Genomic DNA, 21174 nt, shown 5'->3' with positions numbered 1-21174 from the left:
CGGCTTCAAGAGCATCCGCTCAAACCGTGACGATTATACAGGAACCATTCATGCCAACATTTTACTTTGACAGGAAAGACGGCATCCCGATCAGGGATAGAGCTGGACTGGAGTTTCCTGAGGTCGCGGATGCAATCGAGCATAGCAAAGAGCTTGCACGGCGGTTAAGCAACGAGCAGCCTCGCAAAGACCCCATGCTTTCTATAGTTGTCATCAACGAGTCGGGTGCGGAGGTACATCGAGAGCGCGTCTACCCCGACGTTCAGGAACCGACCTGATATTCCGGACCCAAGCAGTCTCTTTGAGAAAGCGAGAACGATCCGCGCAATCATGATCTCAAGAGAGGACACCGGATACCAATCGCTCAGCGGTCGGACCGGCGCAAGCGCCAAGCTATCGCGGCCTGAGGCTTCAAATGATGAGCGAGCGAGCGACTGAAGCCTTTGTGCCCTTGCGCCGCCGTCTTGGATTGCCTCTACTTGTTTTATACGGGACAGGAATCACGCTCGGCGCAGGCATCTATGTACTGATCGGTGCGGTTGCCGGCCATGCAGGTATTTATGCTCCATGGTCATTCGTCCTTGCGGCGGTGGTGATGGGTCTGACCGTTGCCTCCTACGCGGATTTATCAACACGCTTTCCGGTCAGCGCCGGCGAAGCGGCTTACGTCAGGGCAGCCTTTCGATCGCGTGGATTCTCGACGACCGTCGGTCTGCTGACCGTTGCTACCGGGGTGATTTCCTCGGCAGCCGTAACGCTTGGATCCGCCGGTTATATCCAGCAATTCGTCAGCCTTCCCAAATCTGCAATCGCGATCGCGGTTCTGGCGGTTCTTGGAGGCGTGGCATGCTGGGGAATTCTGGAATCCGTTGTCCTGGCGAGTATCTTTACGCTGATCGAGGTCGGTGGTCTTGTTATCGTTGTCGTCGCTGCCGTTTACACAGACCTTCCCGTTGTCGCAACGACTGCACACACACCACCATTGAATGCAACCGGGCTGTCAGGAATCGCCTTCGGTAGTCTGCTCGCATTTTTTGCTTTTATCGGCTTCGAGGACCTTGCGAATGTTGTCGAGGAAGCGAAGGTTCCGCACCGCGACATCCCGCGTGCCATGATACTGACGTTGCTCATCTCGACAGCTCTGTATGTAGTCGTCGCCGCTGTCGCGGTGACCGCCGTGCCGATTGACCGCCTATCGTCCTCGTCGGCACCGCTGAGTCTGGTCTTTCGTGAAGTCGCCGGGGGCGGCCCCGCGACGATCAGCGCTATCGCCATTGTCGCAACGCTGAACACGATACTTGCGCAGATGACGATGGCGGCGCGGGTTATCTACGGCGTCGCGCGGGAGCGCCAGTTGCCTGCCGTCCTCGCGCAGGTGAGCCCGCGAACTGGAGCTCCCTTGGTCGCGACAGTGCTGATTGTAGCGATGGTCGTCCCCCTTGCGCTGTTCGTACCACTGGCATCGCTTGCAGAAGGTACTTCTCTGGCAACCCTTGTAGTCTTTGCGCTTGTCAATCTATCATTGCTCCGGCTTCGCTATCGCGGTGTGCGGTCCAAAACGCAACATGTAACCATCCCCGTTCTCGTCCCGGCGGCCGGATTTGCGACCTGCATTGCCATGATGGCGTTCGCCTTTTTGAAGTAGGTACGCCAATGTCCACTAGTGGTATCGTACCATCCATCGAGCAGGCCCCGCCGCTATCAACACGAAGCGAAATGCCGGATCAGGTTTACGTTGCTCCGGACGAAGGGCAGTTGCTCTCTCGCTTCTGGCAAAGTGCCTCCGGCTTCTGGAGCGGCCGTTCAGCGTGGCGCGCATGGCCGCTGGTCGTCCTGCTGGTCGCCACGGTGCTCCTGCAACTATGGGTGCAGTACGGGCTGAATTTCTGGAATCGCGATTTCTTCGATGCAATCGGCCGCAGGGATGCGACGGGTCTCTGGGAGCAGGCGCTGCGGTTCATTCCGTTGGCCGCCGCCAGCATTTTTCTCGCCATCGTTTCGGTCTGGGGCCGGATGACCATGCAGCGCACATGGCGAGAGTGGCTGAGCAACCATCTCTACGATTATTGGCTGGAAAAGGATCACTATGTCCGGCTGAGGTTCGTACCCGGGGACCATCAAACTCCCGAATTTCGGATCGCCGAGGACGTGAGGATCGCGACTGATCTTCCCATTGACCTCACGATCGGACTATTCTCGTCGTTCCTCACGGCGATTACGTTTATCGGCGTGCTCTGGTCCGTTGGAGATGGCCTCATCGTAAGCTTCGCCAGCCTTACGCTCAACATTCCCGGCTACCTTGTCGTGTCGGTTGTCGTCTATTCCATCCTGCTTTCGGCCGCTACCTTGCTGATTGCCCGGCACCTGGTCCACGTGCTGGAAGAGAACAAACGAAGCGAAGCCGAACTGAGATCGATCGGGACCCATCTGCGCGAAATCGGTGAAGGTACCGCACTCAAGGATAGCAAGAAGGATGGGCGCCAGGCTGTTGGCTCGGCTTTGAAGGCGGTGATCGCCATTTGGCGAACCTATTGTTGGCAGCTGATGCGGTTGACACTGATCACACACGCCAGCGTCCTGATGACACCCATCGTCGGCTTGCTGCTGTGCACCCCGAAATATCTTGCAGGTGCGATGAGTCTCGGGGAAGTGGTTCAGGCCGCAGCCGCCTTCGTCATCGTGACAAGCGCGTTCAATTGGTTCACCGACAATTATGCACGCCTTGCGGAATGGGCCTCCTCCGCCAATCGGGTCGCATCGCTGCTGCTTGGGTTGGATCACATTGATCGCGCGCGGGCTGATTTGAAGGGATCGGAAGAATGAAAGACCCTTACGAGACGCTCGGCGTAGCCCGATCTGCGACCGACAAGGAGATCAAGGACGCCTTCAAGAAACTGGCGCACAGATTTCATCCCGATCTTCACCCGGGCGACAAGGAGGCGGAGGCAAAATTCAAGGACATATCGGCTGCCAACGATCTGCTCAAGGACAAGGAGAAGCGGCGGAAGTTTGATGCGGGTGAGATCGACGCCAGCGGTGCGGAGCGGCCGCAGGAACGATTCTATCGCGACTTCGCCGACGGGCCCGCCTACACCTCGCATGCCGCGCAGGACGGTTTCGACAACAACGAGGAACTGGAGGAATTCCTGGCAAAAGCATTTGCCGGCAGGGGGCAACAGAGGACGTTTCGGGCGCGCGGGCAGGATGTGAGCTATGTGCTTCCTGTGGCCTTCCTGGACGCTGCCAATGGCGCCACCCACACCATCACCTTGCCCGAGGGCAAGACCTTGCAGGTGATCGTTCCCGAAGGCGCCGAGGACCGGCAGATGCTGCGGCTGAAAGAACAGGGAATGCCCGGTTATGGCGGAGGGCCGCCGGGCGATGCCTATGTCGAGCTGCACATCCAGCCGCATCCGTTCTTTCGCCGCAAGGACGACAACATCCATGTCGAGGTTCCAGTGACCCTGAGGGAAGCGATGCTCGGTGGCCGGATCCAGGTGCCGACAATAGGTCAATCAGTGACGATGACCGTCCCGAAGGGATCGAATACGGGCACCACCTTGCGGCTGCGTGAAATGGGCATTCGCAACCGCAAAACCGGACAGCGCGGGCATCAACTGATCGCCCTCAAGGTGGTGCTGCCCACAGCCGAAGAACCCGAACTGGTCGAATTTCTGGAGACATGGCAACCGAAAAACGAGCAGAATCCGCGCAGGGAGATGTGAGCAATGATGGCAATCGATGACCTGCTGGCGACCGTACCCTCGCTGCAACGGGGCGATCTCGAAGGCTGGATCCGCGACGAGCTGGTCATTGCAGAGCGGGACGCGGGTTTGTCGTTCTCGGACATGGAATGTGCCCGGATCCGTCTCATCTGCACCCTGACCTACGAACTCGAGATTGATCGCAGCGCGCTTCCGGTGGTGCTGTCCCTGCTCGATCAGCTCTATGACACCCGCCGGCGCCTCCTGTCGCTGACCCGTGCCATAAGGTTGCAGGACAAGACCATTCAAGCCGCGATTGTCGCAGCCATGTCGCCGGGTGACAATTTCACCGGCACCGACCAACTGTAGCCTGCATTCTTAATGGCGCCTGACGCCCGCGCTGACCTATATCGACCTCGTTGGACTTCAGAAGTTGGTTAAGGGTCGTATCCTCATTTGCTTCCAGGAGGGTTTTTGAAGGCTGGAGACCTCCGGTAAACTACTTAGGGATCCGCCCTTAAGAAAAGAAACGAAATTTCGCGACGCAGTGACCTAAACTAACAATTGGCCATCAGTCCGCTCAGGAGATGGCACATGCTCACTCAATCGATCAGCGTTCCCGTCGCAAATCCCAAAGTCGGCACTGCCAGCAGCCGTCCCGACCAATTCCATACAATCACCGGTCATGCGGGCCTTGTCGCCACGGAATTCTCCTACAAGAAGGATGAGGAAATCTATGGGGAGGATGAGCCTTCGGACTACGTCTATCAGGTCATTAGCGGCTCGGTCCGGAGTTACAAACTGCTTTCCGACGGACGGCGCCAGATTGGCGCATTCCACCTTCCAGGCGATGTCTTCGGGCTGGAGTCCGGACCGGTCCATCGGCTGACCGCCGAAGCGATTGTCGACACCACGGTTCGCCTGGTGAAACGCCGCAGCCTCGAACAGGCAGCCGGCATGACCGCCCATGTTGCCCGGAGCCTCTGGACCATCACGGCCGGCGAACTTCGACATGCCGAAGACCACATGCTGCTTCTGGGCCGCAAGAACGCGATGGAGCGCGTAGCAAGCTTCCTGCTTGAGATGGATCGTCGTTTGGCCGGGACTGGCATGATGGCGCTTCCAATGTGCCGCAGGGACATCGGAGACTATCTGGGGCTCACGCTTGAAACAGTCTCCCGCGCCCTATCACAACTTCACAATGATGGCGTGCTTGGCTTTTCCGGCGCTCGCCAGATCATGCTTCGTAACAGACAGCGCCTGCACAATATGGATGCGTGAGGGCACACATCTCTCGTCCACCCGATCGCAGTCGCATAAGGCAGGAAATACGACTTCAAGAATCGCCACTTTTGGAGGTCCGCGATGAACCACTCGATCTATACCGCAGATCGCACGACCCACATGAAAATCGTGGTCGCTGCACTGGTGGCGGGTATCGGAGTCGCGGGCTTCGGGATCGCGGTCCGCGTCAACACTGACAACGAATATTCGCAGACGGCCCATGTCATCAAGGCCAAGGCGCGACTTGAGGACAGACGGCTTGCACTTGCGTTACCGACGCCATGAACCGTCCGCAAGGGTCTGGTTAGCTCTGCTGCACACCTCACACTGCTTCCTACCGGCAGCATGGCTTTCAGCTGAACCAAGTGTCAACCGATCGCCTTGATGCCGATCAGCTGCCTCGGTCACCAGCGGGCTAGATTTAACAACTATTCCGTGAGGTTTAGGCGAGATGAACAAGCAGTCGGGCCCTGGCGAAACCGGCAGCAAAGATGCGCTGCAAATGTACCCCTCCCTTCAGCGGCGGCACCGCGGGAATATCGTCGGCGCGACACTCGCCATTTCTGCCTCACCGGCTGCGCGGCGCCGATATCGCTCGCCGCCATTGCGGGCGGGTTCCTGTTCTCGGCAGCCGTTGGCATCTTTTTCGGCTACTACCCTGCTCGGAAGGCCGCCCGGCTCGATCCAATCGAAGCATTACGCTACGAGTGAACGGGCCGCATAAACCCCGCGGGGTTACGCCACGAAAGCACGGCCAAGATAGTTGGCCACATCCAGGAAGTGTCGCTATGGCTTTGACTTCCTGGAACGCTGAACGGATTTGAGATAGTTGACTGCAGCATCAGCATCACGCCGGCTAAATTTGAAAGTTGGCATGTCACGGTGGATGGTGCTTAAGCCGTCTTGTAGTCGTTTTCCAAAATCATTGTCGTAAAGCTTGTCTTCTCCGAAAGTTCGAAACGGTGGTGCGTCGGTGTGCGGGCTCTGTCCGGTTGGACCCACAGCGTGACATCGTCCACACATCGTTTCGAGCATGCTCCTTGCCCGCTGGTGTCCGCGATCTATTGCATAACTGGCCTCACCCCAGGCGCACGTCATGAGAAATGCGAGACAGAATCTCGTCATGGAAAGTCTCTCTGATGTCCCACTACAAGCGCATAGGACATGTAGCATTGGCCGACAAGAGCACCACTCAGATCTTTCGGCTTTCAAGAAACACCTCGGGGTCTGCAACGATGCGGATCGCATCGGAAACGTATCAGTTGGACGACAAAGTAGAGTAATAAATTACCAGTTGATCAATCTCCCGGTCTGACAAATCCCGGGCGATCGATTTCATGTCGGGATGTTTGCGCTTGCCTGATCGGAAGGCCAAAAGTTGCTCGCGAATATAGATGCTCTTTTGTCCGGCGAGATTTGGCTTTTCAACATCACCCCCGGTGCCATCCACACCATGACAGGGCCTACATACCTCGACAATTGCAGGCGGATTATTTGCTTGAGCGTTCGCGATCCTGACGTGCGCGCCAAGGCAGAGCCATGCGACCAGCGCCGCTGCGATCCTGTAATACGGCTCTCGATAGGCCAACCGCACGGATCTACCCTACATCGTAATGCAGTGGCGCCTTTCGCCACTGCGACTAATCCCGCCAAGGACCGCCAGGCTGGAAAGGCCAGCTATCTTGATCAGGCAGATCGCTTGAACTGCTCCCGCAACGCCCGATTGGCGCGATCGAAGGTAGCGCGTGTTTCCGTTAGAGCGGCCGTCAGTACCGACCAGGACTGGGTTCCCGCCTCACTCAGCTTCAGGAGCTTCGCCTCCGCTGCGACGGCATCAGCGTTCATACGCTTCAGCGCCGCGTCGATTTCGTTCCGACGGTCGGCAGCGAAATCGTTGGCAGCGGAGCCAAGTTTGTCGGCCGCTTCGCGCCAGGCGTTCAGTTGGGCGGCGGCCTGAAGTTTAAACGTTGCCTGCTGTTGCTCGACCTGCTTGACGAAGCTCTCGACATATTTTCTTGATTCGGTCTCGAAGGAACCCCATTCAGACTCCAATTGCGCCTGAGCAGTGATCCAGCCGGCCTCATTCGCTTCCGCCTGTTTCTTGACGATGTTCCTAAATTCATCGCGTTTCTCGCGCATTGCTGAAAGAACCTTGTCTGCCCTATCGCGGGCATCGGCTTGCACTTCAGCGACTTTGTTCTCAAATGACGTCAGCGTGGCGTCCATTTCATCGAGGCGCTCTTTAGCCCAATTTACGTAGAAGTGGATGTTGCTTTGCATAGGCATTTGCGCATCTCCGCAGGTTTCCAAGCGATTATCGCCCATGTTGTCAATTACCATGGTGCCCCGCACCATTGCTTGACGTGCGTCAAGTACAATTCTTCTCCACCTTCCCGATACCCCGAGGGACGGCCTGGTTAACGGCCAATTTTGGCCCTTCACGACCCCATCAGGCACTCCGCTGCGGACGTGCGAGATGATTGACCTTCGTCAATACCGGCCGAATCCAGCCTGATTTATTGGTTGCATGGCAAAATATATCAGATCATTCCTCGAACTCGGATTGAACGACGTCGGGCTTGTCGGCGGCAAGACCGCCTCGCTTGGCGAATTGTATTCCGTTTTGTCGTCACAAGGGGTTGCTGTCCCCAACGGCTTTGCCATCACGGCAGACGCTTATCGCGATGCGCTGTCGCAGGGCGATGTCGCGGACGAACTTCACCAGCTTCTGGACGGTCTCGACAAGCGCAAGATCAAGCAGCTTGCGAGCAAGGCCGCCAAGGCCCGCGAGATCATATACAGGGCAATGGACACGCCGCTTCTCCGCGAACAGATCGTGGAAGCTTATCGGCAGCTTGAGCGGGAATCCGGGACCGGCGTCGCCGTTGCGGTACGAAGTTCTGCGACGGCGGAAGATCTGCCGACCGCAAGCTTTGCCGGCCAGCACGAAAGCTTCCTTAATGTGCGTGGCGCGAAGGACTTGTTCGAGGCCTGCCGGCGCTGCTTTGCCTCAATCTTTACCGATCGCGCGATTTCTTACCGCCTCGACAAGGGTTTCGACCACTTCAAGGTCGCCCTCTCCGTCGCCGTGATGAAAATGGTTCGTTCGGATATTGGCGCCAGCGGCGTCATCTTCACGCTCGATACCGAATCCGGGTTTCGCGATGTTGTTTTCATCACGGGCTGTTACGGCCTCGGCGAAACCATCGTCCAGGGCAAGGTCGATCCTGACGAGTTCTACGTTCACAAGCCGACCCTGAAGCAAGGATTTCGCTGCGTCCTGCGGCGGCGGCTCGGTGGCAAGCAAATTCGCATGATCTACGGCACGGGCGGCGGCAGCCGGGCGACGCTTGTTCGAACGGTGCCCAGCGCCGAGCGGCAAAGGTTTTGCATCTCCGATACCGAAGTGTTGAGCCTTGCGGACATTGCCGTGCACATCGAGGAGCACTATTCAAAGCATGCTGGCATTGCCATGCCCATGGATATCGAATGGGCCAAGGACGGTGCCGATGGCAAGCTCTACATCATTCAGGCGCGGCCCGAGACGGTTGCTTCGCAGCGCTCGCCGGACGTTTACGAAACCTACGATCTCAAGGAAACCGGAACCGTAATCGTTACCGGTCGCGCGGTGGGGGAAAAGATCGTATCGGGATCCACCCGCCGGATTGCCACAGCCCGAGACCTCGCCGCCTTCAAGCCCGGCGAGATTTTGGTCGCGCCGTCGACCAGTCCGGATTGGGAGCCGGTCATGAAAATCGCGGCCGGGGTCATCACCGACAAAGGCGGCCGGACCTGTCATGCGGCGATTGTGGCTCGGGAACTGGGCATCCCCGCAGTAGTGGGCGCGACGCATGCGACGGAGAAGCTCAAGACGGGGACAAACGTCACGATCTCCTGCGCCCAAGGCGACATTGGAAGCGTCTATCAAGGAAAGGTCGCCTTCCACGTCACCCGGACGCCCGTGAACGAACTCCGGCAGCCGCACACCGCAATCATGGTCAATGTCGGCACGCCTGAAATGGCTTTCCGGGTGGCGATGCAACCACAAGCCGGGGTCGGCCTCGCGCGTATGGAATTCATCATCAGCGAACATATCGGCGTCCACCCGATGGCGCTTCTCAAGCCGCAGATGATCGCCTCGGCCAAAGCGAAAGCTGCCATCGCTCGTCTTGTCAAAGGCTACAAGAGCCCTTCCGATTTCTTCATTCAGACGCTAGCGGAAGGCGTCGGCACGATTGCCGCGGCATTCTATCCCAAGCCCGTGATTGTCCGGCTTTCCGACTTCAAGACCAACGAATACGCCAGTCTGCTCGGCGGCGAAGCGTTCGAGCCGAAAGAGGAGAATCCGATGCTGGGATTCCGGGGGGCTTCGCGTTACAGCCACCCCGCTTACGCCGATGGCTTTAAGCTGGAGTGTGCAGCGCTCCGCCGGGTGCGCGAGGAGATGGGTCTTTCCAATTTGCGCATCATGGTGCCCTTCTGCCGAACCGTCGGGGAAGGGCGACGTGTGATCGCGACGATGACCGCCAACGGACTCAAGCGCGGCGAAGGCGGGCTTGAGATCTACGTGATGTGCGAGATTCCGAACAATGTCATCCAGATCGACGCGTTTTCGGAACTGTTCGACGGCTTTTCCATTGGCTCGAATGATCTCACCCAGCTTACGCTCGGCGTCGACCGGGATTCCGATATCGTCGCCTTTGATTTCGATGAGCGCGATCCGGGAATGCTGGAGATGTTTCGGCAGGCTGTGACGGGCGCCAAGCGAAACGGACGTCACGTCGGCATCTGCGGAGAAGCTCCAGCAAATTACCCGGAAATCGCGCGCTACCTGACCCAGCTTGGTATCGATTCGATCAGCGTCAATCCCTCAAGCGTGTTTCGCACCATGACTGTGGTGATCGAGGCCGAAGCCAATGCAGCAAAAATCGAGGCGTGACGGCCGCCATTGTCGCGGGATGCTTGTAACCCAATCCACTATGCGCTGGTTGGCGCGGAAGACAAGCAACGCTCATTTTGTCGCATCTCCAAATTCCCGACACTTGATCTTGCGCGCCCCGGACTGAAGTAAATGAGCGATCCATGCCTTGATACTCCCTACTGGAGCCAGGACGCAGCTGCGCTGATGACCACGTTGGGATCGGGTCCTGGCGGCCTTTGCTCGGAGAAAGCCACCGCGTTGCTTCGCCTGGTGGGTCCCAACGTCGTCGAAGACTCATCGCGCCTAAGCGCACTTCGTTTGCTTCTGCGGCAATTCGAAAGCCCCCTCGTTCTCATTCTGATATTCGCCGCGGCGATCTCCTTAGTGCTGCAACAGTGGATGGACTCGACCATCGTTCTGGCGATTGTTCTTGGAAGCACCCTACTCGGCTTTTTTCAGGAGTACCGCGCGTCGGCGGCGGTCGAGGAGCTGAAACGCAGCTTGGCGCTGACATGTCGCGTCGTACGCGACGGCGTGGAACGGGTAGTGCCTGTTAGCACAATCGTGCCCGGCGATATCATCCAGCTGTCGGCGGGGAATTTGATCCCGGCCGATGGCCTTGTAATCGAGGCCGTGGACTTCCTAGTCAGCGAAGCGGGCATGACAGGCGAATCCTTTCCGGTCGAGAAACAGCCTGGGATCATAAAGGCGGAGGCGGCAGTTTCTGCTCGGACAAATGCAGTCTTTCTGGGTGCCTCGGTCCAAAGCGGCACGGCGAGGATTCTTGTCGTCAAAACCGGTCTCCGGACTGTCTTTGGCACAATCGCGGCTCGGCTTGGAGCCCGCGAGCCCGAGACGGATTTCGGGCGCGGCGTGCGTCAGTTCGGATATCTTCTACTTCGCGCGATGGTCATCATCGTTCTGTTCGTCCTGACAATGAATCTGCTTCTCGGTCGTCCAGCGGTCGAGTCCCTGCTGTTTGCCGTGGCGCTTGCGGTCGGCCTATCGCCAGAGCTGTTGCCTGCGATCGTCAGTGTGACCCTGGCCGCGGGCGCCCGAGATATGGGCCGGCGGGGCGTCCTCGTCCGCCGCCTGGAAGCCATCGAGAACCTTGGCAGCATGGATATCCTGTGCACCGACAAGACCGGTACCCTGACCGAAGGTACCATCGTTCTCAATGGTGCGTTGGATGCGGACAATCGGTCTTCCACCGAAATCAGCCAGCTTGCCTTCCTCAACGCGGCGTTCGAGAACGGCATCGAAAATCCGCTCGATGCCGCGATCATGGCCGCGGGCAGCGGCGCAGGCTTGACGACGCACGGCTTCACCAAGATCGACGAAATTCCGTACGATTTTCTTCGCCGCCGGCTGACCATCGTCGTGGCGGAAGACGGCAATCAGACAGAGCATCTCGTTGTTACCAAGGGCGCATTTTCCAGCGTACTCGGTATCTGCTCGTCGTTCCAGCGCAACACCGCCGATATCCCCCTGACGCCTGCATTGCGTACCGAACTCAATAGGGTTTTTGAGGCGAAGGGGACCGAGGGGTTTAGGGTCCTGGCTCTGGCTACGCGCAAAATCGCGGCCAAGTCGCAATATGGACGAGATCAAGAGCAAGACATGACGTTTCGTGGCTTTCTGATCTTCTCCGACCCTCCCAAAGCGGACGCGCAGCGGACGATCCACGATCTCGCCCAGCTCGGGATAAGCATCAAAGTGATCAGCGGGGACAACCGCCATGTAACGGCACATTTGGCCACAGCCGTCGGTCTCAATCCGAAGTCGATGCTGACCGGCGACGACTTGGGGAAGCTCAGAGATGAGGCATTATGGCACCTCGCGCCACGCACCGACCTTTTCGTTGAAATCGATCCTCAACAGAAGGAGCGGGTCGTCCGCGCCTTGCAGAAGACCGGGCACTCGGTCGGATATCTCGGCGACGGCATCAACGACGCACCGGCCCTGCATGCGGCCGATGTCGGCATCTCGGTTGAGCAGGCCGTGGATGTCGCGCGCGGGAGTGCCGACATCATCCTCCTGAGCCGCGATCTCGACTGCTTGCGCAGCGGCGTCGAGGATGGACGGCGAACCTTCGCCAACACGCTCAAATATATCTCGATCACCACCAGCGCGAACTTCGGAAACATGCTGAGCATGGCGCTGGCCGCGCCGCTGCTTCCGTTCCTGCCACTGGCGGCCAAGCAGATCCTGCTGAACAATTTTCTTTCCGACGTGCCGTCGATTGCGATCTCAAGCGACAATGTCGATCCTGACCGCTTGCGTCGGCCTCAGCGCTGGAACATCAAGGACATTCGCAGTTTCATGATCGTCTTTGGACTGATCAGCTCGGCCTTCGATCTCGTAACATTTGCAGCTTTGCTACTTGTTTTTCATGCCGACCAGCCGACGTTTCAAACGTTTTGGTTCATAGTCTCGCTTCTGACCGAACTCGCCGTCGTGCTTGTCCTGCGGACACAGCGACCCGCTTTTCGCAGCAGGCCCAGTCGCCTGCTATTATGGACCACGCTTGTCGTTGCAGCCGGGACGCTCGCGATTCCGTTCCTCGGACACTTGAGCTCGATTTTTGGCTTTGTGCCGCTATCAGCCCTACAGATGGGCACGATCGCCGCAATCCTCATTGGCTACATTGCAGCGACGGAGGGAGCCAAGGTCTTGTTCTACGGCCGAAAGTCAATGCGGAAGCGGCAATCCCAGCAAGGATGATGACCGCTGTTGACGCCATGGGCGGGCGGCTCTCCCTTGGCGAGGATCTTGATGTCTGTTTCCGCAGGGCTCGGCTCGGCATGGTGACCGGGCTCTCCCCAAATCATTGGGGAATAGTGCTCAGGAGCTCGAGCGTGACGGGATCGAACGTCCGCTTTTGCGCGAGAAAGCGACCATTCCCACAACGTCGGTTTTTGGCACAGAAGCGTCGTCCGCTTACTGGCCGGTCCGCAGCAGTCGAGCATCGCCTCCTCCTCGTGGAGATCGTCCGAGAACGACGCCTCCCTTGCTTGCGGGAGCTTCCCTGGGGAGGCCCGGATTGTTTTTGCTATGACCATTGAGAAGCGGAATAATCGGCGTGCCTAAAGCGCCACCTTACAGCTCAAATTGAACAAAGCGGTGTTTCGGGATTGGACAGCCGGAGGAATGAATGTCGAAATTGCTGGTTTCGACCGGCACCGAACCCCGAGCATTAGTGGCAGATGTGGAGCTTGGCGAAGCGATGTCGGCTTGGAACTGACACAATTCGCCAAGCGCAAATTCCCCGGCCCGAACGGCCGCGATTCACCCTACGTGCCGCAGGACGCTCGCCTTCATAATGAAACCCTATCAGCCAGCGGGCTACTTGATGCAGTGCTGAGACGAAGCTGCGCGACGACGCTTTGGGGTGGTATGACCTAACTGTCCGCAATTCCTCGGAAGAATTTTCGCGCATCATCACGGCGGATCTCGAACGGCGGCGAGCGGTTGCTCGCGCCGGCAGTATCAAGATAGCCCCATAATCTGGCGTACGTCGTGCATAGACCTCGCAACATCGTAGCTATCGTGCAGTCGGACCATTTCGAAATCAAGTCTTGCAGCGGCACGCACGATCGACGTCCGAGAACTATCTAGATGTGTAATACATCTGCTGAGTTGAGCTGCCGCCCTCTGTCGCCAATTTGGCATGATCCGATGACGCATTTATCGTTGGCTTCCAATCAAGCCGAAGCACGCAAGTTTTCGCGCGACGCCAAAATGCGATCCAGCACGCCAGAACCAGAGGTCGTCCGATCGAAGGCCCTCGCAGTATCCAGGGGCTAGCGAGATCCTGCGTTCCCTCGTGAAGGAGATCATCCTTCTCCCGAGGCTGGCGAATTGAAGATCGACGTCCGGGGCGATCTAGCCGGAATCTTGGCGATTTCCCTCAAAACAAAAACCCCGGCCGCTGGGACCGGGGTTTCGAGATGGGGCGCAACGGGGGGACCTTGCTTCGGCGCGGTCGCCACCCAATCAAACTGCACAACGCAATCCGACTGTCAGGGCGGCGGCTGGGTGTTGTATTATGATTCCTCGCCCGCCAAGCCCGACGAAGTTGGATTCCACTTCGAGGACGAGCGTTTCATCCCGGGTGAACTTTTCGAGCTCCGAGGGCAAGAATATGCACACCTACCGCAGGACGGACTGGTGCCCCGCATGGGCTCACCATGATCGTCCGCGACGGCATCGTGCACCCCAGCGGCGTCGTCACCGGTCACCCGGCAGGCAGCGACTGTCGCCGCCGAGAACGCCCCCGGCGTCAAGACAGCTCATGACCATCTGTTCTGGGTCGATCCGATGTCGGGTTTGTACGTACTCTCGCCGGAAGACGGATTGGGCCAAGGCGAGCTGAGGCTCGCTCGTCCGATTTTTATGCAAGTTCCTCGATCAGGGTTGTGCCGCTTCCGACGCGGTGGAACTCTGCAGGGCACGCATTACATCCTCCCGGGAAATGATGCCGGCGAGCCGCTGGTCCGCTTCAAGCACTGGCATGCTGCGGAGGCGGTGATTGACCATCAGTTCGAGCACCCGCGTCAACCTGGTCTCCGGTACAACATAGATGAATTCCGACGTCATCACGTCAGCCACCTTACGCTGCATCAGATCGCGATAGCGCGGAATCATGCGCGCTGGCGTGAACACAAAACAGGACAGGTAGTCGAATTTCGAGACGATGCCGAGCACCTGCCCGCCGTCGGTGACGGGATAGGCGTTGAAGTCTTCCTTGTCGAAGAGCTCGCCGAGCTCACGCATCGTGATGTCGTGCGCGACCGTCCTGGGCTCACGCGTCATGTAGTCGGCAACGATTTGCTCGAGGAATTTGTACAAGGCAGACCCTCGCTTTCCTTGATAATCAATTCAAGCATGCCGTGCGGCAGAGATGTTGAGGAAGGTCAAGGATCGCCTCCCAACGGGACAACGGCGCGTGGAGGACGAGACTTGCGCCGCCGACTTGGAGCCTTGCGTGTGGGCGATCCTAGACGGGGTTGATCAGGAATTCGGCATGGGCCACCCGTTAATGCTGCGGTGCAGCGGTATGTGGACGCAGCCACCTCCCTTGAGCAAAACGGGACATTGGGACCATAATGGGGAACTCATCCTCGGCGGATTGCTGAACTGGATAATGCTTTGAGTGGCCGAGTTTCATCACCACTAGATTCCCGCACCCATGATCAGCGCTTTCGGCTGGGGGCGGAGGCCGCCGGCGTCGCTGGCTGGGATCTCGATTTCTCGAACCGGGAATTGGTCTGGTCGCAGACCGCGCGAAGGTTATTCGGGGTTCCCGCTGATGTCCCGGTCACGTACGACCTGTTCCTTTCGCTGCTTGAGCCTGACGACCGCGCGCGCACCAAACAGGCGATTGCGCGAGTGATCGAGAGCGGCGCGTCGTTCGACCTTTCCTGGCGCCTACAGCGGCAAGACGGCCGCAGCCATTGGATCCGCGCCCGCGGTAGCCTTACTAAAGACAAGGATGGCGCGGCGTCCCATCTCTCCGGCGTCGTGCTCGATATCGACGAGGAGAAGCGGCTAGAGGAGGATTTGCGTACGCGCGAACGGCACTTGCAGTCGATCCTGGAGACGATCCCGGACGCAATGATCGTCATCGACGGCCGCGGTATCATGCAGTTCTTCTCGAGCGCGGCGGAACGGCAGTTCGGCTATCTCAAGCATGAGGGCATCGGTCAGAACGTCAGCATGCTGATGCCGGAGCCCGACCGTTCGAGGCACGACGGCTACATGGCTCGCTATGCCGCCACCGGCGAGCCGCACATCATCGGCATCGGCCGCATCGTCACCGGCCAGCGCAAGGACGGCACTACCTTCCCGATGCATCTGTCGATCGGCGAGATGCAATCCGGAGGGATGCCCTATTTCACCGGCTTCGTCCGCGACCTCACCGAGCATCAACAGACCCAGGCGCGATTGCAGGAATTGCAATCGGAGCTCGTTCACATCTCGCGCCTGAGCGCAATGGGTGAGATGTCGTCTGCACTCGCGCATGAGCTCAACCAACCGCTTGCCGCCATCAGCAACTACATGAAGGGGTCGCGACGCCTGCTCGCGGCGAGCGACGATCCGAACCGCGCCAAAATCGAGAACGCGATGGACCACGCCTCGGAGCAGGCGATCCGCGCCGGGCAGATCATCCGGCGCTTGCGCGATTTCGTCGCCCGCGGCGAATCGGAGAAACGTGTCGTCAGCCTCTCGAAGATGATCGAGGAAGCCGGCGCGCTCGGCCTCGCTGGCGCGCGTGAGCAGGACGTGCGGACCCGCTTCAGCCTCGACCCGCATCATGATCTGCTGCTGGTCGACCGCGTCCAGATCCAGCAGGTCCTGGTCAATTTGTTCCGCAACGCGCTGGAAGCCATGGCCCAGTCAGCGCGGCGCGAACTGATCGCCTCAAACCGGCCGGTCGACGACGAGATGGTTGAGGTCTCAGTGTTCGATACCGGTCACGGATTTCCTGACGACGTCGAGAAAAACCTGTTCCAGACCTTCTTTACGACCAAGGAAACCGGCATGGGAGTCGGCCTGTCGATCAGCCGCTCTATCATCGAGGCCCATGGCGGACGGATGTGGGCCGAGTCCAATCATGCAGGCGGCGCGACCTTCCGTTTCACGGGGCCGGCCGCCCGCAGCGAGAGTTTGACAGATGGCACGTAAGGGAAAAGTCTACGTCATCGATGACGATGAGGCGATGAGAGATTCACTGCAATTCCTGCTCGATTCCGCAGACTTCGAGGTCAGCTTGTTCGACTCAGCGCAAACTTTTCTGGATCGGCTTTCCACGATCGAGTTCGGCTGCGTGGTTTCTGACATCCGCATGCCCGGCGTCGACGGCATCGAGCTGTTGAGACGCATCAAAGCGAGCCGTGCCACCCTGCCGGTCATTATCATGACCGGCCACGGCGACATTCCCCTTGCCGTGGAGGCCATGAAGCTCGGCGCCGTCGATTTCCTCGAAAAGCCATTCGAGGACGAGCGCCTGGTTGCCTGGATCGACGCCGCACTGCGGCAAGCCGAGGCCGGCGCCCACGATGAGGCGATGACGCAGAACGTCGCAGCAAGGATCGCTTCCCTCAGTCCACGCGAGCGGCAGGTGATGGAGGGGCTGGTGGCTGGACTCTCCAACAAGATGATCGCGCGCGACTACAATATCAGCCCACGCACCATCGAGGTTTACCGGGCCAATGTGATGACCAAGATGCAGGCTTCGAGTCTTTCGGAATTGGTCCGCCTGGCCATACGGGCCGGAGCGCTTAAGGATTGAGTGGAAGCAAGCCCGACAGCGCCGAACGGCTCTGTGGATGCGGCCTGGACCGACTAGTCGGTCCGCAAGCCTCTGCAGCCGCACATCGATGAGCTTTCGCCCGACGCCGCGGTCAGCGCCCTAGTTCTGCACCTCCGGAGTTCCACGTAGGGACTCGCCCCTAAGGCATCGAGCGAGGAGGACTTTGCACATTTTGAACGCGCTATACTGCCCCAACACGTGCTGTTATTGGACTGCCCACGGCGCGCTGATCAAGTAGGGCCGGCTGATCAAGCTAGCGCGTAGTTCGTCGGGGGATGCCGCGCAGCCCCCATCTTTCATCTTCTACGATGGAAAGTCGGCGGGCTTCATCTCGATCCGGTCGGCATGCAGGGTCCAGTCATAACCCCTGCATCTCGCAAAACATTCGCTTGGCAAGATCGATCTGCCTGCGATTGTGCAGGACGTCAAGGTCCACTACGCACTGACAGATGTCACCTTCGGCCCAGAACATGTTTGTAGTTCAAGCGATAAGCGCGGCTGCAGTTAGGGAGACATTGCGTTGACCTAAAGGGATCGTGATGACTTGGCGGCTCACCATCCCGCCGGGCAGCTACGCAACCAGATCGCGTCCTCCGGACCTCCCCTTAAGGTAACGGCCCGAATTTTCCCCTGACATTCACGGTGCTATCGAATCAGGGGGCAGTACTTTTTTCGAAGGAGACGGAACATGAGTCAGCTCTATTTCCATTGCTCCAACGCTAAGGGGACACTGATCGATCGATACGGCGCTGCGATCGCCGATTTGGCTGAAGCACGTGACCACGCCACCCGTGTGGTTCGCTCGCTCCTAATGACGCGCAGCTCCGAGGATTGGCGCGGTTGGGCCTTGCACGTCAGTGACGATCTCGGCGACGAGATCTTCGTCATGCCCTTCGCCTTCGTGCTCGGCAAGCCACATTGAGGAGGGTGCCATGCCAGTTGCCCGAAAGTCAGTGATGGTTCTCGGTCAGCTAAAGATGACCATGACGAGGTGGCGGAAGCTGCTCGAAACGGTCCGCGATCCGTATCGGCCCGAGCGTCACTACATGCGAGGCCCCGGCCCAAAGTGGCACGCTAAGCATCACACTCTCCACCAGAATGGCGTGCTTTAGCTCCCACTTGGTGGGCCGATAACGGCTCCCGGAGGCGCACGCGAGCTTGTCTCTTCAAAGCCTCGGCTGTCCTGCAATGCGACCGCGAACCTCCTGGCTCGGTATCTCAGGTGCCTAGGCCCTCCAAGCACCCATCGCAGCTCGAGCAGCTGCGTCTGGCGCCGTGATGAAGCGAGCAGCATGCGGAAATGGGCTTGCGAGCTAATCGTCGACCCAGGAATACCCTTAATTTTACACGCTTCCCGACGATCACAAGGGATAAGCAGACCAACAGAGGATCGGCGCTCGCAAGCCTCACGTGCTCTTTCTCCTTGGGAGGTGCAGAGGAACCAAGGGACAGCACAGGGAGCCCAGCCAGTTTTCATGCAGCTCGCCGACCCTCATCGTGTCCCGGTGCGACAGTCTTAAGCGCACGATACGCCGAACCTTTTCGGCCACGCGACGAAGTTCGCCGACCGCCTCAACGCGCCCACCAAATCTGCCGTTCATGAGGGCCGGCTGACCAGCCTCGGCGCGGGCTGAAACAATAGCAGCACAATAACCGCGACCGCGATCAGACCACTGAAGCCAAATGCCAATTCCGGGCCGCCAGCCATCCATAGCGCCCCGGCGGCCGAGCTTGCGACGAAGGTCGCGACGCCAACCGCCAGATCATAGATCCCAAACGCCGTCCCGCGCAGCTCCCTTGGCGCCGCGTCACCAACGGATGCCAATAGCAGCCCCTGCGTCACCGCCATCTGCAGCCCCCACAGTCCGGCTCCGGCAGCGCTAATCCAGCCGACTTGCGCAACCGCCAACACGATGTCGGCACCGACGAGGATGCCAGCGCCAAGACCCAGTTGCAGCCGACGATCGATGTGGTCTGCAAGAATGCCGAACGGGTAAGCTGTCGCCGCGTACACCAAATGCATGATAACGAGCATGATCGGTACAAATGCCGCGTCGATGCCGACATGGTGAGCCTTCAGCACCAGAAACGCATGGCTGAAACGCGCCAGCGACAACAGGCTCGCGATGGCAACGGCCCACCAGAACGGGGCTGTAAGGCCGGCAAAATCGGCCTTTCGCGGCATTCGAAAGGACCCTGCAGAGAAGTTGCGCACCGGTTCCTTCAGGCCAAAAAGCACCACGAGGACGGCCATGAAGGCGGGGATCACGGCGATCCAAAACACCAATTGGAAATCATCGGCGCTCAATCTCATCAGGGTGATCGCGGCGAGCGGACCGATGACAAAACCAGTCGTGTAGAACGCGAGCCGCAAGCCAAATCCTGACCCTCGGACCCTCACCGGCGTCACATCAGTCAGGAACGCGTCGCGCGGAGCGTCGCGCATGCCTTTGCCGCCGCGATCGACGACGCGGGCCACCAGGACCGTGAACACGTCGCCGGCAAGCGGAAACATCACCTTGTTGATAGCCGACACGGCGTAGCCCAGCAGAACCAGCGGCTTCCGCCGGCCCATCCGATCGCTGACAAACCCTGAAACGATCTTCGCAAGCGAGGTCATCGCTTCCGCAATGCCTTCGATAATGCCGACCGAGGCCACGGTGGCACCCAGCACCCGCACCAGGAACACCGGCAAAAGTCCATAGACCATCGCGGAAGACATGGCCGTAAGCAGACTGATAATCCCGAGCACCAAAATATGGCGGGGCAGCCGCCGTGGTTTCGGCTCGTCGCGATCTGGAGCGTCGGGGCGCTCGGCGAACATTGTTTGCATGGCTCAGTTTCCCGAGCGCCTTCGAGGCCGACCACTATCAAGCCTCGCCGCAGTCGGTGCACGATTGATCCTGATCAAGGTCGCCCACGTCCAATCTGGTCATCTGGCCAGCAATGGGTCCGGGCGTCACCATGGGCGTGGCTGCTCAATTCAGGAGGCATCGATGCCAAAATCCAATTCCGGCTGGACCGCGCTGGCAACACGGTCACCGCCACCCACCGCCCGCATGATGTTGCGATCGCCAAGGCGTCGACCTCGACAAGATGACCGCCGAGATCTTCGGTAAAAAGGCCGGACCTGGCCGCCGGACGCGGTGGCCACTTGCACCTCCTCGACCCAGTAGTGAATTTCACTTGCAGCGGAATCTGATCAAGGGAGACCCTCCGATGAAAGCCCGAGATGTCATGGTTTCACCGGTTATTACCGTCAGCGAAAACAGCACCATTCACGATCTCGCCAAGCTCCTGCTCGCCAACCGCATCAGCGCCGTCCCGGTGGTCGATTCAGGCGGTAAAGTGGTTGGAATTGTCAGTGAAGCTGACCTGATGCATCGTTCGGAGACCGGCACCGAGCGTCCTTTCTCCTGGTGGTTGGCACTCATTTCAGGCGAACGAGCCCTCGCAGCCGAATACATCCAAAGCCACGCGCTAAAGGTGAAGGACGTGATGGCCACAGATGTCCAAAAGGCGCACCCCGATACGCCTCTGGTTGAAATCGCCGACATGTTCGAGAAGAAGCACATCAAGCGAGTCCCGATCGTGAATGATGCCGGCGAGCTGGTCGGCATTGTCAGCCGAGCGAACATCGTACAAGCCGTCGCGAGCGCGCGCCCCAAGCTTGAGATCAGCCTCCCCGACACGATGATCCGCGAAAAGCTGATCACGGAACTCAAGAAGCAATCCTGGTCGCACGTTCATAAGCTAAATGCGACTGTCACAAACGGCATTGTCGATCTCTGGGGCTTTGCCGAATCCGAAAAGGAGCGGCAGGCAATTAGGGTTGCGGCCGAATCCATCCCCGGCGTCGTAGCAGTCAACGATCACCTCATGCGAGAGACCGCGTTCATCTACTGAATGAAGAGGTCAATGACCATGGACAGGATCCCGGATCTCGCGAT

Annotated in this window: 18 protein-coding genes and 2 pseudogenes; 15 read left to right on the top strand and 5 right to left on the bottom strand. The window is 59.0% G+C overall.

The annotated features are described in order from the left end of the window. The first annotated feature begins 50 nt into the window (after positions 1 to 50). From ACH79_RS25740 to ACH79_RS45180, 8 genes and pseudogenes are all read left to right on the top strand, one after another. On the top strand, positions 51 to 278 hold the full coding sequence (locus ACH79_RS25740) for a hypothetical protein (protein WP_161853470.1): 228 nt from the start codon (positions 51 to 53) through the stop codon (positions 276 to 278). Between the two features lie 137 nt (positions 279 to 415). Next, on the top strand, positions 416 to 1645 hold the full coding sequence (locus ACH79_RS25735; protein WP_161853469.1) for an APC family permease: 1230 nt from the start codon (positions 416 to 418) through the stop codon (positions 1643 to 1645). Between the two features lie 8 nt (positions 1646 to 1653). Then, the gene (locus ACH79_RS25730) at positions 1654 to 2823 is read left to right on the top strand and encodes an SbmA/BacA-like family transporter (RefSeq protein ID WP_371419277.1); all 1170 of its coding nucleotides are present in this window, start codon (positions 1654 to 1656) and stop codon (positions 2821 to 2823) included. Next, a complete protein-coding gene (locus ACH79_RS25725; protein WP_161853467.1) occupies positions 2820 to 3725 on the top strand; it encodes a DnaJ C-terminal domain-containing protein in 906 nt (301 codons plus the stop codon). Before ACH79_RS25730 ends, ACH79_RS25725 begins: the two co-directional genes overlap by 4 nt. Before the next feature lie 3 nt (positions 3726 to 3728). Beyond that, the gene (locus ACH79_RS25720) at positions 3729 to 4073 is read left to right on the top strand and encodes a hypothetical protein (protein ID WP_161853466.1); all 345 of its coding nucleotides are present in this window, start codon (positions 3729 to 3731) and stop codon (positions 4071 to 4073) included. A 225-nt stretch (positions 4074 to 4298) separates the two neighbouring features. Further along, a complete protein-coding gene (locus tag ACH79_RS25715) occupies positions 4299 to 4985 on the top strand; it encodes a helix-turn-helix domain-containing protein (RefSeq protein ID WP_161856559.1) in 687 nt (228 codons plus the stop codon). Positions 4986 to 5069: 84 nt separating this feature from the next. Continuing rightward, positions 5070 to 5273 (top strand): hypothetical protein, encoded by a 204-nt coding sequence (locus ACH79_RS25710; RefSeq protein ID WP_161853465.1) that lies wholly within the window; start codon positions 5070 to 5072, stop codon positions 5271 to 5273. Positions 5274 to 5591: 318 nt separating this feature from the next. Then, positions 5592 to 5699, top strand: a pseudogene (locus tag ACH79_RS45180) (ABC transporter permease); the annotation flags it as partial. Between the two features lie 75 nt (positions 5700 to 5774). Here the strand turns inward: ACH79_RS45180 and ACH79_RS44195 are convergent. The 3 genes from ACH79_RS44195 to ACH79_RS25700 all read right to left on the bottom strand — a co-directional run bounded on the left by ACH79_RS44195 (position 5775) and on the right by ACH79_RS25700 (position 7328). After that, complete coding sequence (locus tag ACH79_RS44195) at positions 5775 to 6011, bottom strand: c-type cytochrome (RefSeq protein ID WP_371419474.1); 237 nt, start codon at positions 6009 to 6011, stop codon at positions 5775 to 5777. A 235-nt stretch (positions 6012 to 6246) separates the two neighbouring features. Next, positions 6247 to 6582: a c-type cytochrome gene (locus ACH79_RS25705; protein ID WP_161853464.1), complete on the bottom strand. Its 336-nt coding sequence runs from the start codon at positions 6580 to 6582 to the stop codon at positions 6247 to 6249. Positions 6583 to 6674: 92 nt separating this feature from the next. Further along, entirely contained in the window at positions 6675 to 7328 is a 654-nt protein-coding gene (locus tag ACH79_RS25700) for a hypothetical protein (protein ID WP_246738116.1), read from the bottom strand. A gap of 187 nt (positions 7329 to 7515) precedes the next feature. Here ACH79_RS25700 and ppsA point away from each other — a divergent pair, with 187 nt between their 5' ends. The 3 genes and pseudogenes from ppsA to ACH79_RS44190 all read left to right on the top strand — a co-directional run. Further along, positions 7516 to 9927: a phosphoenolpyruvate synthase gene (gene ppsA, locus ACH79_RS25695; protein ID WP_161853463.1), complete on the top strand. Its 2412-nt coding sequence runs from the start codon at positions 7516 to 7518 to the stop codon at positions 9925 to 9927. Positions 9928 to 10059: 132 nt separating this feature from the next. Next, positions 10060 to 12633 (top strand): magnesium-translocating P-type ATPase, encoded by a 2574-nt coding sequence (gene mgtA, locus ACH79_RS25690; protein WP_161853462.1) that lies wholly within the window; start codon positions 10060 to 10062, stop codon positions 12631 to 12633. A gap of 1426 nt (positions 12634 to 14059) precedes the next feature. Next, positions 14060 to 14262, top strand: a pseudogene (locus ACH79_RS44190) (hypothetical protein); the annotation flags it as partial. A gap of 57 nt (positions 14263 to 14319) precedes the next feature. Here ACH79_RS44190 and ACH79_RS25685 read toward each other — a convergent pair. Then, on the bottom strand, positions 14320 to 14760 hold the full coding sequence (locus tag ACH79_RS25685; protein WP_161853461.1) for an HPP family protein: 441 nt from the start codon (positions 14758 to 14760) through the stop codon (positions 14320 to 14322). A gap of 300 nt (positions 14761 to 15060) precedes the next feature. On the opposite strand from ACH79_RS25685, the gene fixL reads away from it, so the two are divergent. The 3 genes from fixL (at position 15061) to ACH79_RS25670 (ending at position 18146) form a co-directional block, all read left to right on the top strand. Beyond that, the gene (fixL, locus tag ACH79_RS25680; RefSeq protein WP_161853460.1) at positions 15061 to 16596 is read left to right on the top strand and encodes a sensor protein FixL; all 1536 of its coding nucleotides are present in this window, start codon (positions 15061 to 15063) and stop codon (positions 16594 to 16596) included. After that, the gene (gene fixJ, locus ACH79_RS25675; protein WP_161853459.1) at positions 16586 to 17203 is read left to right on the top strand and encodes a response regulator FixJ; all 618 of its coding nucleotides are present in this window, start codon (positions 16586 to 16588) and stop codon (positions 17201 to 17203) included. Before fixL ends, fixJ begins: the two co-directional genes overlap by 11 nt. 709 nt (positions 17204 to 17912) lie before the next feature. Next, entirely contained in the window at positions 17913 to 18146 is a 234-nt protein-coding gene (locus tag ACH79_RS25670) for a hypothetical protein (RefSeq protein WP_161853458.1), read from the top strand. A gap of 675 nt (positions 18147 to 18821) precedes the next feature. On the opposite strand, the gene ACH79_RS25665 is transcribed toward ACH79_RS25670, so the two are convergent. Next, the gene (locus ACH79_RS25665; RefSeq protein ID WP_161853457.1) at positions 18822 to 20048 is read right to left on the bottom strand and encodes an MFS transporter; all 1227 of its coding nucleotides are present in this window, start codon (positions 20046 to 20048) and stop codon (positions 18822 to 18824) included. Positions 20049 to 20443: 395 nt separating this feature from the next. Between ACH79_RS25665 and ACH79_RS25655 the strand changes: the two genes are divergently transcribed. Then, positions 20444 to 21130, top strand: a complete 687-nt coding sequence (locus ACH79_RS25655) for a CBS domain-containing protein (RefSeq protein ID WP_161853456.1) — start codon at positions 20444 to 20446, stop codon at positions 21128 to 21130. The last annotated feature ends 44 nt before the right edge of the window (positions 21131 to 21174 follow it).

This window comes from Bradyrhizobium sp. CCBAU 051011 (assembly GCF_009930815.1).
Taxonomy (GTDB): Bacteria; Pseudomonadota; Alphaproteobacteria; order Rhizobiales; family Xanthobacteraceae; genus Bradyrhizobium.
Note: the sequence above shows the minus strand (reverse complement) of the source record. Positions and strands in the feature narration are given on the sequence as shown.

Bases quoted from the DNA above. Each gene is read 5' to 3' on its own strand.
- ACH79_RS25655 (WP_161853456.1), top strand. From the start codon at position 20,444: ATGAAAGCCCGAGATGTCATGGTTTCACCGGTTATTACCGTCAGCGAA.
- ACH79_RS25730 (WP_371419277.1), top strand. From the start codon at position 1,654: ATGTCCACTAGTGGTATCGTACCATCCATCGAGCAGGCCCCGCCGCTA.
- ACH79_RS25720 (WP_161853466.1), top strand. From the start codon at position 3,729: ATGATGGCAATCGATGACCTGCTGGCGACCGTACCCTCGCTGCAACGG.
- ACH79_RS25670 (WP_161853458.1), top strand. From the start codon at position 17,913: ATGAGTCAGCTCTATTTCCATTGCTCCAACGCTAAGGGGACACTGATC.
- ACH79_RS25700 (WP_246738116.1), bottom strand. From the start codon at position 7,328: ATGGTAATTGACAACATGGGCGATAATCGCTTGGAAACCTGCGGAGAT.
- ACH79_RS25710 (WP_161853465.1), top strand. From the start codon at position 5,070: ATGAACCACTCGATCTATACCGCAGATCGCACGACCCACATGAAAATC.
- ACH79_RS25725 (WP_161853467.1), top strand. From the start codon at position 2,820: ATGAAAGACCCTTACGAGACGCTCGGCGTAGCCCGATCTGCGACCGAC.
- ACH79_RS25715 (WP_161856559.1), top strand. From the start codon at position 4,299: ATGCTCACTCAATCGATCAGCGTTCCCGTCGCAAATCCCAAAGTCGGC.
- ACH79_RS25665 (WP_161853457.1), bottom strand. From the start codon at position 20,048: ATGTTCGCCGAGCGCCCCGACGCTCCAGATCGCGACGAGCCGAAACCA.
- ACH79_RS44195 (WP_371419474.1), bottom strand. From the start codon at position 6,011: ATGTGTGGACGATGTCACGCTGTGGGTCCAACCGGACAGAGCCCGCAC.
- mgtA (WP_161853462.1), top strand. From the start codon at position 10,060: ATGAGCGATCCATGCCTTGATACTCCCTACTGGAGCCAGGACGCAGCT.
- fixJ (WP_161853459.1), top strand. From the start codon at position 16,586: ATGGCACGTAAGGGAAAAGTCTACGTCATCGATGACGATGAGGCGATG.
- ACH79_RS25740 (WP_161853470.1), top strand. From the start codon at position 51: ATGCCAACATTTTACTTTGACAGGAAAGACGGCATCCCGATCAGGGAT.
- ppsA (WP_161853463.1), top strand. From the start codon at position 7,516: ATGGCAAAATATATCAGATCATTCCTCGAACTCGGATTGAACGACGTC.
- ACH79_RS25735 (WP_161853469.1), top strand. From the start codon at position 416: ATGATGAGCGAGCGAGCGACTGAAGCCTTTGTGCCCTTGCGCCGCCGT.